The sequence below is a fragment of the Caldimonas sp. genome (assembly GCF_046291045.1).
Taxonomy (GTDB): domain Bacteria; phylum Pseudomonadota; class Gammaproteobacteria; order Burkholderiales; family Burkholderiaceae_C; genus Caldimonas.
Genome location: NZ_JBKBSL010000014.1, coordinates 62,408 through 75,260, shown reverse-complemented (window position 1 = coordinate 75,260; position 12,853 = coordinate 62,408). Strand labels below are relative to the sequence as shown.

Sequence of the window (12,853 nt, the reverse complement as noted above, 5' to 3'; positions counted from 1 at the left end):
AGGTGGAGACCTTCACCGCCGAAGATGTGTTCGCGCAAGCGCGCCGCATGGCACCCTGAAGCGCGCTGAGCCGCCCGGCCACAGCGGCCGCTGACCCTACCTCGCCCCCAACCTCTGCGACACCGCCCGCGCGCATTCGCGCAGGGCTCGCGCCAGTTCGCCATCCCAGCGCGTGTCGAACACCCCCGAAGGTCCGATGGCGGTGACAGCCATCACCATCTGGCCGGCGTGATCGAACACCGGGGCGGACATGGCGCTCACGCCCTGGATTACCGCCCCTTCGGAGCGGCTCAAGCCATGGGCGCGCACCTCGGCCAAGGTGGGCTCGAAGTCCTCCCAACGCGGCAAAGGCTTGGGCGGGGGCATGCCCGGCTGGGCGCGCAGGCCCAGGGCTTTTTCGCGGGCGCGCTCCTCTTCCAGGGCCGCCCGCACGGTCTCGGGCGGCAGGTAGGCCGCAAACAGCCTCCCGGACGCCGTACCAGGCAGGGATTCGACCGTGCCGTGGCGCATGTTCACGTGCACCGCCGCCGGCGACTCCTCGATGCGCACGATGGTGGGGCCGCGCGAGCCCCACACTGCCACGGCCACGGTGTGCCCGATGCGCTGGGCCAGCTCGGCGATCAACGGCGTGGCGATGCGCACCGGGTCGGCCTGCTGCAAGGCGATGAGGCCAAGCTGCAGCGCCAAAGGCCCCAGGCCGTAGTGGCCGCTAGCCTCGTGCTGCTCGACCAGGCCGATCTTGCCGAAGCTCACCAGATAGGGGTGCGCTTTGGCCGGGGCCATGCCGGCTTCACGGGCCAGATCCTTCAACGGCAAAGCACGCCCGGCATGGGCCAGCGCCCGCAGCAATTGCCCGCCCACCTCGACGCTCTGAATGCCTCGCCGGTCGCGCTCGGACTTCGTGTGGTTGTCGTCCACGATGGATGTTCTTTCCAGGCCCTCGGGCCCTAGGCTCAGGGTTTTCCCTGGATTCGGGTTCTCACGCATCAAATTGATTAGACATTAGCAAACAAGTTGACTACGATCAAGCTTAGTTCAGCGATGTCAAATTACTTCGCCTACGTATAACGCAGCGCCCCACCGACCAGGAGCCCCCATGAGTCAGAAAGCCTTTGCCAGCCAGGCCGATCTCGAGGAGAAGCGGGTGAGCTTCACCCGGCTGTCCGAGCATGCCTACGCCTACACCGCCGAGGGCGACCCCAACACCGGCGTGATCATCGGCGACGACGCCGTGATGGTGCTGGACACCCAAGCCACGCCCGCGATGGCCCAGGACGTCATCGCCCGCATCCGCCAAGTCACCGACAAGCCCATCAAGTACGTCGTGCTCACCCATTACCACGCCGTGCGCGTGCTGGGTGCCTCGGCCTACCACCCCGAACACATCATCGCCAGCCACGACACCCTGGAGCTCATCCGCGAGCGCGGCGAGGCCGACAAGGCCAGCGAGATCGGCCGCTTCCCGCGCCTGTTCCGCAACGTCGAGACCGTCCCGCCAGGGCTGACCTGGCCCACCCTCGCGTTCACCGGCCAGATGACGCTGTGGCTGGGTCGGCTGGAGGTGCAGCTGCTGCAACTGGGCCGCGGCCACACCAAAGGCGACACAGTGGCTTGGCTGCCCCAGGAGCGCATCCTGTTCTCCGGCGACCTGGTCGAGTTCGACGCCACGCCCTATGCGGGCGACGCCTACTTCAAGGACTGGCCCCAGACGCTGGACCGCATCGCCGCCCTGAACCCCGACAAACTCGTGCCCGGCCGCGGCGCGGCGCTGACCACGCCCGAGCAGGTGCAGGCCGCCCTGGCCGGCACGCGCAGCTTCATTGCCGACGTCCACGCCTGCGTGCAAGAAGGGGTGGCCGCCGGCAAGGATCTCAAGACCATCTACAAGGACACCTACGCCAGGCTACAGCCCAAGTACGGCCACTGGGTGATCTTCGACCACTGCATGCCCTTTGACGTCACGCGCTGCTACGACGAGGTCACGCAGTACCCCGACCCGCGCATCTGGACGGCCGAGCGCGATCGGCAGATGTGGGAGGCGCTGGAGTCATGAACCTTCGTGACCTGGCCCGCGCCCACGGCGAGGGCATCGACTACCAGACGGTGAGCTTCGACTACGAACGCTCCCCCGACCAGGACGCCGCCGCTCCGGTGCGCCACCCGGTGGTGGTGGTGGGCGCCGGCCCGGTGGGCATGAGCTTGGCCATCGACCTGGCGCAGCAGGGCGTGCGCGTGGTGCTGCTGGACAACGATCACAAGCTGTCCGTGGGCTCGCGCGCGATCTGCTTTGCCAAACGCACGCTGGAGATCTTCGACCGCCTGGGCTGCGGCGACCGCATGGTGGCCAAGGGGGTGTCGTGGAACGTGGGCAAGGTCTTCTTCCGCAACGAGCAGATCTACGGCTTCAACCTGCTGCCAGAATCCGGCCACGAGCGCCCGGCCTTCATCAACCTGCAGCAGTACTACGCCGAAGGCTACCTGGCCGAGCGCATCGCCGAGCTGCCGCTGATCGACCTGCGCTGGCAGCACGGCGTCACCGCCGTGCGGCCCGCAGCGGACCATGTGGAGCTGACGGTGGACACGCCCGAAGGCCCCTACACGCTGGAAGCCGGCTACCTCATCGCCTGCGACGGCTCGCGCTCGCCGGTGCGCCAGATGATCGGCCAGGAAAGCCACGGGCGGGTGTTCCGCGACCGCTTCCTGATCGCCGACGTGAAGATGCACGCGGACTTCCCCACCGAGCGCTGGTTCTGGTTCGACCCGCCCTTCCATCCGAACCAGAGCGTGCTGCTGCACCGCCAGCCCGACGACGTGTGGCGCATCGACTTCCAGCTCGGCTGGGAGGCCGATCCCGAGGAGGCGAAAAGGCCCGAGAACGTGATCCCGCTGGTGAAGGCGCTGCTCGGCCCGGACATGCCCTTCGAGCTGGAATGGGTGAGCGTGTACACCTTCTCCTGCCTGCGCATGGACCGCTTCCGCCATGGACGGGTGATCTTCGCCGGCGACTCGGCCCACCTCGTCTCGCCCTTCGGCGCACGCGGCGCCAACTCCGGGGTGCAAGACGCCGAGAACCTGGCCTGGAAGCTTGCGGCCGTGCTGCGCGGCCAGGCCGGCGAGGCGCTGCTCGACAGCTACGGCACCGAGCGCGAATATGCGGCCGACGAGAACATCCGCAACTCCACGCGCGCCACCGACTTCATCACGCCCAAGAGCGAGGTGAGCCGGCTCTTCCGCGACGCGGTGCTCGACCTGGCGAAAGACCACGCCTTCGCGCGCAGCCTGGTCAACAGCGGGCGGCTGTCGGTGCCGGCCACGCTGCGGGACTCGCCGCTGAACACCCCCGACACCGAGGCCTTCGAGGGCCGCATGGTGCCCGGCGCTGCGGCCACGGACGCCCCGGTGACGGTGGACGGCCGCCCCGGCTGGCTGCTGCGGCAATTGCAGGGCTCGCGCTTTGCCGCACTCGTCTTCGATGGGCCCGATGCGCCGCAGCGCTTGGCCGCCGTGCGCGAGGCCGCCCAAGGCTTGACCGAGCTGGAGGTGCTGCTCGTGACGGACGGCGCGCGCCACCTCGACGGCGTGCGCAGCCTGGTCGACACCGAAGGCCTGGTGGCCCGGCGCTACGACGCCCGCCCCGGCACCGTCTACCTGCTGCGCCCCGACCAGCATGTGTGCGCGCGCTGGCGCGAGCCCTCCACCGAGTCGGTGCGCGCCGCGCTGCGCCGTGCGCTGGCCCTGCATTGAGAGGCCGAAAGCCATGTCCCTCATCACCGCCCCCCACCTCGACGCGCCCGACGACTTCTACGAAGCGCTGATCGACACGCACCGTGAACTCACGACTGCGCAGAGCCATGAACTGAACGCCAAGCTCGTGCTGCTGCTGGCCAACCACATCGGCGACACCGACGTGCTGCGCCAGGCCCTGCAGGCTGCGCGCGACAGCGTGCTCTCCTCTTCCCACTCCGCAGGATGATGTCCATGAACGACGCCCCCCTGTCCTATCTCAGCGGCTTCGGCAACGAATTCGCCACCGAGGCCCTCCCCGGCGCGCTGCCCATCGGGCGCAACAGCCCGCAGCGTCCGCCCTTCGACCTGTACGCCGAGCTGCTGTCCGGCACCGCCTTCACCGCGCCGCGCGCGGCCAACCGGCGCACCTGGATGTACCGCCGCCAGCCCTCGGTGGTGACCGGGGCCTACCGGCCCTACGAACAGCCCTACTGGACCACCGGCGCCGCCGGCGGCGTGGCCGTGCCGCCCGAACCGCTGCGCTGGAACCCCTTCCCCCTGCCCGAGGCCGCACACGACTTCGTCGACGGCTTGCGCACCATCGTGGCCAACGGCGACGCCGACGCGCAGTGCGGCGTGGCCGCGCACGTGTACTTGGCCAGCCGCTCGATGGGCCGCCGTGCGCTGGTGAATGCCGACGGCGAGATGCTTTTCGTGCCGCAGCAGGGTCGGCTGCGCCTGGTCACCGAACTGGGGGTGCTCGAAGCCGGGCCGGGCGAGATCGCCCTGGTGCCGCGCGGCATGGCTTTCAAGGTGGAGCTGCCCGACGGCCCCTCGCGCGGCTATGTGTGCGAGAACTACGGCGCCTTCTTCCGCCTGCCCGAACTCGGCCCCATCGGCTCGAACGGCCTGGCCAATGCGCGCGACTTCCTCACCCCCGTGGCCGCCTGGGAAGACGGCCGCGGTGAGTACGAAATCATCAAGAAGTTCGGCGGCCGCCTATGGCGCAGCACGCAGGGACACACGCCCTTCAACGTGGTGGCCTGGCACGGCAATCTCGTGCCTTTCAAGTACGACACCGCGCACTTCATGACGATCGGCTCGATCAGCTACGACCACCCCGATCCGTCGATCTTCACGGTGCTGACCTCGCCGTCCGACACCCCGGGCACGGCCAACTGCGATTTCGTGATCTTCCCGCCGCGCTGGATGGTGGCCGAGGACACCTTCCGCCCGCCCTGGTACCACCGCAACCTGATGAGTGAGTTCATGGGGTTGGTGTATGGCCAGTACGACGCCAAGCCGGAGGGCTTCAAGCCCGGCGGGGCCTCGCTGCACAACTGCATGGTGCCCCACGGCCCCGATACCGAGGCCTTCGAGAAGGCCAGCACCGCGCCGCTTTCGCCGCACAAGCTCGACAACACCCTGGCCTTCATGTTCGAAAGCCGCTACCGTTTCGTGCCCACCGAGTACGCCATGAACAGCGGCACGCTCGACACCGCCTACGCCCAGTGCTGGCAAGGCCTGAAGGACCAGTTCCGAGGAGGAGCCCAAGGATGAACTCGCGCCTGGACGACACCCACGACCCGGCCCTGCGGTCCTGGGTCGAGACGGCCAACGACGCGGCCACGGACTTTCCGATCCAGAACCTGCCGATCGGCCGGTTCCGGCGCGCCGGCAGCCACGAGGCCTTCCGCCCTGGCGTGGCCATCGGCGACCAGATCGTCGACCTCACGGCCGCGCGTCAGGCCGGCGCGCTGCCGGCCGACGTGGCTGAGGCCCTGGCGGCCTGCGTGGGCGGGGAGCTCAACGCCTTCATGGCCCAGGGCCGCGGCGTGCGCGTGGCGCTTCGCCGCGCGCTCTCGCAAGGCCTGCGCCACGGCAGCACCCAGCAAGGCGTGCTGGCGCGCTGCTTGGTGCCCCAAGCCCAGGCCGAGTACGCCCTGCCCTGCCGCATCGACGGCTACTCCGACTTCTACACCGGCATCCACCATGCCACCGCAGTGGGCAAGCTCTTCCGGCCCGACAATCCCCTGCTGCCCAACTACAAATGGGTGCCCATCGCCTACCACGGCCGCACCTCGTCGATCGGCGTGAGCGGGCAGGTCTTGCGCCGGCCGCTGGGCCAGCTCAAACCACCCACGGCCGACACGCCCCACCTCGGCCCCTGCCAGCGGCTGGACTACGAGCTGGAGCTGGGCGTTTTCGTCGGTTCCGGCAATGCGCTGGGCGAGCCCATCCCCATTGAGCAGGCCGAGGACCACGCCTTCGGCCTGGTGCTGCTCAACGACTGGTCGGCTCGCGACATACAAGCTTGGGAATACCAGCCTCTGGGCCCCTTCCTGTCGAAGAACTTCGCCACCACGATTTCGCCGTGGATCGTCACGATGGAGGCGCTCGAACCCTTCCGCCGCCCCTGGAGCCGCCCCGAGGGCGACCCTCAGCCCCTGCCCTACCTGGATTCGGACGACACCCGCGGCCGTGGCGCCATCGACATCACGCTGGAGGTGTGGCTGCAGACGGCCCGGATGCGGGAAAACGGCCAGGAACCCCAGCGCTTGATGCAGTCCAATTTCCGGGACGCTTACTGGACGGTGGGCCAGATGATCGCCCACCACAGCATCAACGGCTGCAACCTGGCCAGCGGCGACCTGCTGGGCTCGGGCACCCAGTCCGGTCCTGAAGCGGATCAAGGAGGTTCGCTCCTCGAACTTACGTGCGGTGGGAAGAATCCGGTGCGATTAATGAACGGTGAGACTCGCACTTTCCTGGAGGATGGGGATACTGTCATCCTGCGGGCGCGTTGCGAGCGCGACGGCTTCCGCGCCATCGGGTTCTCCGATTGCGTGGGGACGGTGCTGCCGGCCCCGGCGCTGACCCCCCTCTTGCGCGACCCTGACATTTCACAACCAGGAGACTGATCCATGAAACTGCTGCTGAAGACCTGCGCGGTGGCCCTGGCGGCCGCCTTCGGCTTGGCCGCCCAGGCCCAGGACGTGACCCTGCGGGTCCATCACTTCTGGCCGGCCCAGGCCATGCCGCCCACCAAGGTGCTGCAGCCCTGGTGCGACAAGATCGCCGCCGACTCCAACAACCGCCTGAAATGCCAGGTCTTCCCAGCCATGCAGCTGGGTGGCACGCCGGCGCAGTTGATCGACCAAGCGCGCGACGGCGTGGTCGACATCGCCTTCACCTTGCCGGGCTACACCGCCGGCCGCTTCCCCATCATGGAGGCCTTCGAGCTGCCCTTCATGATCCGCTCGGCCGAGGCCGGCTCCAAGGCGGCCTGGGAGTTCTACGAGAAGTACGCGCAGAAGGAGTTCGCCAGCGTCAAGCCGCTGATGTTCGCGGTGCACGAGCAGGGCTACGTGCACACCCGCGACAAGCAGATCAAGACCCTGGCCGACTTCAAGGGCCTGAAGATGCGCGCGCCCACCCGGCAGACCAACCGCCTGCTGGCCAGCCTGGGTGCCTCGCCCGTGGGCATGCCGCTGCCGGCCGTGGCCGAAGCGGTGAACAAGGGCGTGATCGACGGCTTCGTGCTGCCCTGGGAAGTGATCCCCTCGGTGCGCCTGCACGAGATGGTGAAGTTCCACACCGAGACGCCGGACAACCGCCCGGCGCTGTACACCTCGGTGTTCGTGCTGGCGATGAACCCGGCCAAATACAACAGCCTGCCGGCGGACCTGAAGGCCGTCATCGACCGCCACAGCGGCGCGGTGCTGTCGGCGGCGGCGGGCAAGACCTGGGACGCGGCCCGCGCCCCCGGCCGCAAGCCCGCCGAAGAACGCGGCAACACCTTCTACACGCTGCCGGCCGAGGAGGTGGACAACTGGATCAAGGCCTCCGCGCCGCTGTACGACGACTGGGTCGCCGCGATGGACAAGGCCGGGCTGCCGGGCAAGCAGATGCTGGAAGACGCCCGCGCGATGATCGCCAAGCATCAGAAGTAATCCCCTTGCCGGGACATCCGAGCCGCCGGACCATCGTCCGGTGATACCGGACCAGGGCGGACGCGCCGAGCGGCGCGCCCGCCCTTTTTTGGAGCCCACCGCATGTATCACCTGCTACGCTGGACCGCGATGGTCTTTGCGCTGATCGGCGGCCTGGCTGCAGCCCTGGTGGGCTGCATGACGGTCGCCAGCATCGTCAGCCGCACGCTGTGGTCCACCCCCATTCAGGGCGACGTGGAACTCACGCAGTTCGGCATCGCCCTGGCCATCTCGCTGTGCCTGCCCTGGTGCCAGTTGCACGGCGGCAACATCATCGTCGACTTCTTCACGCTCAAGGCCTCCGAGCGCAGCCGCCAGGTGCTGGACGGCATCGGCGCCGTGCTGCTGGCCGCCATGGTGATCCTGCTGGCCTGGCGCACGGGCGAAGGCGCCATTTCGGTGAAGGACGCTGGCGAGACCTCGATGATCATGGGTTTGCCGATGTGGATCGTCTACGTCGTGCTGGCCCCGGGCTTTGCGCTGACCGCGCTGATCGCGCTCTACCAGGCGCTCATGCACTTCCTGGGCCGTGAGTCGGAGGCCACGGCATGAGCCCCACGACGATCGGCCTCGTGATGTTCGCGGCCATGCTGGGGCTGATGGCCCTGCGCATCCCCATCGCCGCGGCGATGTTCATTCCCGGCGCGGTAGGTTACTGGGCCATGACCAACGAGCTGGCCCTGCTGAACCTGCTCAAGGGTTCGGCCGTGGCGCGCCTGACGGTCTACGACCTGTCGGTGATCCCGCTGTTCCTGCTGATGGGCCAGTTCGCCACCCAAGGGGGCCTGTCGCGGGCGCTGTTCAAGGCGGCTGCAGCCTTCATCGGCCACATCAAGGGCGGCCTGGGCATGGCGGCCATCATGGCCGCCGCGGGCTTCGGCGCGGTATGCGGCTCCTCGGTGGCCACCACAGCCACGATCGGCCAGGTGGCCTACCCCGAGATGAAGGCGCATGGCTACTCGGGCCGCCTGTCCACCGGGGTGCTGGCCACTGGCGGCTCGCTGGGCATCCTGATCCCGCCCTCGGTGCCGCTGGTGGTGTATGCCATCCTCACCGAGCAAAACATCGCCAAGCTCTTTGCGGCAGCCTTCGTGCCGGGCCTGATCGCGGTGGTGGGCTACCTGGCGGTGATCGCCATCTACTGCCGCGTGCGCCCCGACCTGGCCACGGCCTGCGAGCCCACGCCCTGGGCCCAGCGCTGGAAGGCGCTGGTGGCCGTGTGGCCCATCGCGACGATCTTCATCGTCGTCTTCGGCGGCATCTACGGCGGCATCTTCACGCCCACCGAGGGCGCGGCCGTGGGCGCCATTGGCACCTTCATCGCGGGGCTGGCCTCGCGCGAGCTGGGGCTAGAGGGCATCAAGCGCTCCTTCCTGGGCACGGCCGAGACCTCAGCGATGGTCTTCATGATCTTCCTGGGCGCCGACATGATGAACTCGGCCCTGGCGCTCACCCAGCTGCCGGCCAGGCTGGCCGATTGGGTCTCGCATCTGGACGTGCCCCCGCTGGCCATCGTGGCTGCGCTGCTGGCGTTCTACGTGGTGCTGTGCTGCGTGATGGACGAGTTGTCGATGCTGCTGCTGACCATCCCCGTGGTCTTCCCGGCCATCATGGGCCTGGACCTCTTCGGCCTGGATCTGCAGGAAAAGGCCATCTGGTTCGGCGTGCTGGTGCTGATGATCGTGCAGATCGGCCTGATCACGCCGCCCGTGGGCCTGAACGTCTACGTGGTCAACAGCGTGTGCAAGGACGTGCCAATGAGCGAAACCTATCGCGGCGTGCTGCCCTTCCTGGCCAGCGATTTCATCCGTGTGGCCTTGCTGCTGTTCTTCCCGGTCATCACGCTGGGTGCGGTGCGCTGGCTGTTCGGGTGAGGTGGGGCGGGTTCAGCCCGGGCGCGTCTCGCGCGCGCCCAGCAGCTCGTCCACCACGTTGAGCACCTCGCGCACGTCCACCGGCTTGGTGAGGTAGCGCTGCGCCCCCGCGCGCAAGGCCGCCTCGATCTGGTCCTGCAGGGCATCGGCCGAGACCACCACCACCGGCACCCGAGCCGTGCGCGGGTCGTTGCGCAGGCGTTGCAGCACCTCCAGACCATGCATGTCAGGCAGGTGCAGGTCCAACAGCACCAGGTCGGGCACACGCCGAAACGCGCGCCCCAGTCCTTCGGCGCCGGTGCCAGCGATGCTCACTTCCAACTGCGGCCGCTGGGCCAGCACGCCGCGCATCACCTCGGCGTTGACCTCATTGTCTTCGACGTACAACACGAGGCGCTCACCGTATGTCGGCCCGGCATCGTACAGTTCGCCAAAGCCGGAAACCCCAGCACTGGGGTGCGCGGCAGCGGGCAGCTGCAACGTGAAGGTCGAACCTTGCCCTGGCTGGGAGCTCACACGCAACTGCCCACCCATGCCTTCGGCCAGGCGGCGGCTGATCACCAGGCCGATCCCGGTGCCCGCAGCCGCTGTACGCTCCCGACCGAGCCGGTTGAAAGGCTCGAACAAATGGTCCAGCTGCTCCTGACTCAGGCCCAGGCCGGTGTCACGCACATCGATCTCCACCACCGTGGTGGCCGGATGTCCCGGGCAAGGCACCTGCCGGGCGCACACCGCAACCGTTCCGCCTTCGCGGTTGTACTTCACGGCGTTGCTCAACAGGTTGATGAGGATTTGTTTGACGCGCGTGGCATCCCCCATCACCGACACCCCCTCCACGGAAGGCGTGTCGATCTCGAAATGCACCTTCCGTTGCGCCGCGTCGGCCTCGACCATCGACACCGACTCGGCCACCAACTTGCGCAGCGGCAACGCTTCGGTGCGCAGCTCGATGGTGCCCAGCTCGATGCGCGACAAATCGAGGACATCGTTGATCATCTCCAACAAGTGCCAGCCCGCTTTCTGGATCTGAGCCAGCCATTGACGACGCTGCGGGGCGGTGACTGCGGCGTCGTCCATGCTCAGCAACTGGGCAAACCCGAGCATCGCATTGAGCGGCGTGCGCAGCTCGTGGCTCATGCGGGAGAGAAAATCGCTCTTGGCCCGGTTGGCCGCCTCGGCCAATTGGCGAGCACGCTCGGCTTGCTCGAGCTGCAAGCGCTCGGTGATGTCTTCGATCACGCCCACCGTCCGATACGGCCGGCCTTCGGCATCGAACAGAGGGCGCACGTCGACGCGAACCCAGCGCGTGCGGCCGTCACGGGTCAGATACCGTTTGGTGCGCTGATAGCTGGGGATGCTGCCTTGGGCCAGGCTGACGAGCAAACGGGCATCCGCCTCGCGGTCGTCCGGGTGGGTCAGCGCCGCCGTCGTCATCTGGGTCAGCTCTTCGGGGCCGTATCCGGTCAGTTGACAAAAGCCGGGATTGACCTGAATGATGCCGCCGCGTAAATCGGTGTAAGCGATCCCCACGGGCACGGTGTTGAAAATATTGCGCAGACGCTGTTCGCTCTCGCGCAGTGCAGTCTGCGCGGCGCTGCGCTCAGCGGCTTCCCGTTCCACCTGGGCCGTGCGCTCTCGCACGGCCAGTTCGACACGACGCGCCCGCCCGGTCAGCGTCAGCAGCAAGACGCTGAGCAAGGCCGTGGCCACCAAAGTGGCCATCGCGAAACTCCACAAAGCCCAGGCCGGCGGGCCAGGCAGGCGGCGCAGGTCGATGAGCACCCGAAAATCCCACTCGCGCCCGGCCAGCGCGACGGGAAAACGCATCACGTGCCCGGTGTCGCCCCCCCATGCGTCGCCTTCGCAACCCGGCGCACCACTCAAGCGCTGAGGCTGCAGCCTTCCAGCCGGCCGGTCCGACGGTCCATGATCGACCCAGCACAGGCTGAGATGGTCCGGCAACCCCTGCACGGTGGACGATAAGGCCTCGTCGACCAGCAGGGTCAAAAAGACCATCCCCACGGTAGCGCGCAGCCGGTCCTGCGCCGTGAGCGGATCGCCTTCGTAGACCGGGCGGTACAGCACCACGCCCGAACGTTGCTGTGGATCCTGCGTCAGGCGAAAGCCGCCAGAAGCCACTGTTCGGCCCTCCCGGCGGGCCAGGTCGATGGCCGCCGCGGCCGCCGGGATGCTCAACACATTGACCCCGAGCGCCGCCGCATTGGTCGTCATCGGCTCCACGAACTGCATCACCATGGCTTCGTCCGTGGGCGGCGGCACCCCATCGCTGCGATTGAACACCTTGAAGCCGGCCAAACCGTCGGCCCATGCCCGGGCTTCGAAGTCCGGCAGGTCTTTCGGGTGCAATCGCTGATGCCACCCCAGGGCCTGAACCCCTTTCAAGCGTTCCAGCCACGGCTGGGCCGCCCGCCGGAACTCGGCACGGGTAACCTCTTCGGAGGCCACGAACACGCCATGCATCGCGTCCAAGGCATCGAGGTAGCGCAAGAGTTCACGCCGCAGCGTCTCGACCAGGGCTTGCGCATCCCGGGACGCCTCGACGCTGCGCCGTTGCTGCTCGCCCTGCGCCAACTGGAACAGTGCCAGCTCCAAAGCCAAGGTCACGGCAGCCAGCGGCAAAGCCACGGTCCAGCGACGCGGGCGCCAAGCCTGTGCGGGCTCGGCGATGAAACTCAGCGCCACAGGCGCGGCCACCTGCACCCCCAGGGTGTCGCCGCACCACCAAGTCAACCAGGTCACGGCCAGATCCTCGGCAGGCACGGCCTGGGTGATCCCCAAGGCCAGGGTGCCGGCAGAGGCGCTCACCACGCACGCCAGCGGCCCGCCCCACAGGATGAAGCGCAGCACATCGCCCGCAACCTCCAGGGCCGGCGAATCCCCGACCTGACGGCGCACCAGCGCTGCACCCAGCCAAGCCTGGAGTCCCGCGCCCAGCCCCACGATCGCCGGGACCACCCAGGGCTGGGGCTGCCCTTGCAGGCCCGGGAGTCCGGCTGCATCAGCGAAGCCCGCGCCGACCAGGGCCACGACCGGCCAAGCGCGGTGCCCCCACACGAGGGTGCACGCCAGTGCCCAGCCCGCCGCGGGAAACAGCGGGGAAGCGTAGCCTTGAGGCAGCCCCAGCGGCAAAGCCGCCATCGAGAGCACAGCGTAGCCCGCCGCCGTCACAAGCAGCGGAACGCACACGGTACGCCAAAAGTGTGGATTCATCACAACGCTCGAGGTGCCAAGACGAACCCG

10 protein-coding genes are annotated in these 12,853 nt (G+C 68.2%); 8 read left to right on the top strand and 2 right to left on the bottom strand.

Translation table 11 applies throughout. The annotated features are described in order from the left end of the window. Positions 1-96 precede the first annotated feature (96 nt). Positions 97-918: an IclR family transcriptional regulator gene (locus ACK4ZD_RS07195; protein ID WP_409660045.1), complete on the bottom strand. Its 822-nt coding sequence runs from the start codon at positions 916-918 to the stop codon at positions 97-99. A gap of 178 nt (positions 919-1,096) precedes the next feature. Here ACK4ZD_RS07195 and ACK4ZD_RS07190 point away from each other — a divergent pair, with 178 nt between their 5' ends. The 8 genes from ACK4ZD_RS07190 (at position 1,097) to ACK4ZD_RS07155 (ending at position 9,592) form a co-directional block, all read left to right on the top strand. Further along, positions 1,097-2,053 (top strand): MBL fold metallo-hydrolase, encoded by a 957-nt coding sequence (locus tag ACK4ZD_RS07190; RefSeq protein WP_409660043.1) that lies wholly within the window; start codon positions 1,097-1,099, stop codon positions 2,051-2,053. Next, entirely contained in the window at positions 2,050-3,744 is a 1,695-nt protein-coding gene (locus tag ACK4ZD_RS07185) for an FAD-dependent oxidoreductase (RefSeq protein WP_409660042.1), read from the top strand. Before ACK4ZD_RS07190 ends, ACK4ZD_RS07185 begins: the two co-directional genes overlap by 4 nt. 13 nt (positions 3,745-3,757) lie before the next feature. Continuing rightward, positions 3,758-3,973 (top strand): DUF2783 domain-containing protein, encoded by a 216-nt coding sequence (locus tag ACK4ZD_RS07180; RefSeq protein ID WP_409660040.1) that lies wholly within the window; start codon positions 3,758-3,760, stop codon positions 3,971-3,973. Between the two features lie 5 nt (positions 3,974-3,978). Then, on the top strand, positions 3,979-5,286 hold the full coding sequence (gene hmgA / locus ACK4ZD_RS07175; protein ID WP_409660038.1) for a homogentisate 1,2-dioxygenase: 1,308 nt from the start codon (positions 3,979-3,981) through the stop codon (positions 5,284-5,286). Beyond that, on the top strand, positions 5,283-6,647 hold the full coding sequence (fahA, locus tag ACK4ZD_RS07170; RefSeq protein WP_409660037.1) for a fumarylacetoacetase: 1,365 nt from the start codon (positions 5,283-5,285) through the stop codon (positions 6,645-6,647). Before hmgA ends, fahA begins: the two co-directional genes overlap by 4 nt. Positions 6,648-6,650: 3 nt before the next feature. Beyond that, the gene (locus ACK4ZD_RS07165; RefSeq protein ID WP_409660035.1) at positions 6,651-7,679 is read left to right on the top strand and encodes a TRAP transporter substrate-binding protein; all 1,029 of its coding nucleotides are present in this window, start codon (positions 6,651-6,653) and stop codon (positions 7,677-7,679) included. Between the two features lie 102 nt (positions 7,680-7,781). Continuing rightward, a complete protein-coding gene (locus ACK4ZD_RS07160) occupies positions 7,782-8,270 on the top strand; it encodes a TRAP transporter small permease (RefSeq protein ID WP_409660034.1) in 489 nt (162 codons plus the stop codon). Beyond that, entirely contained in the window at positions 8,267-9,592 is a 1,326-nt protein-coding gene (locus ACK4ZD_RS07155) for a TRAP transporter large permease (protein ID WP_409660032.1), read from the top strand. The genes ACK4ZD_RS07160 and ACK4ZD_RS07155 overlap by 4 nt, the downstream gene beginning before the upstream one ends. Positions 9,593-9,604: 12 nt before the next feature. Here the strand turns inward: ACK4ZD_RS07155 and ACK4ZD_RS07150 are convergent, their stop codons facing one another. Continuing rightward, the gene (locus ACK4ZD_RS07150; RefSeq protein WP_409660030.1) at positions 9,605-12,799 is read right to left on the bottom strand and encodes a CHASE domain-containing protein; all 3,195 of its coding nucleotides are present in this window, start codon (positions 12,797-12,799) and stop codon (positions 9,605-9,607) included. Positions 12,800-12,853: the final 54 nt, after the last annotated feature.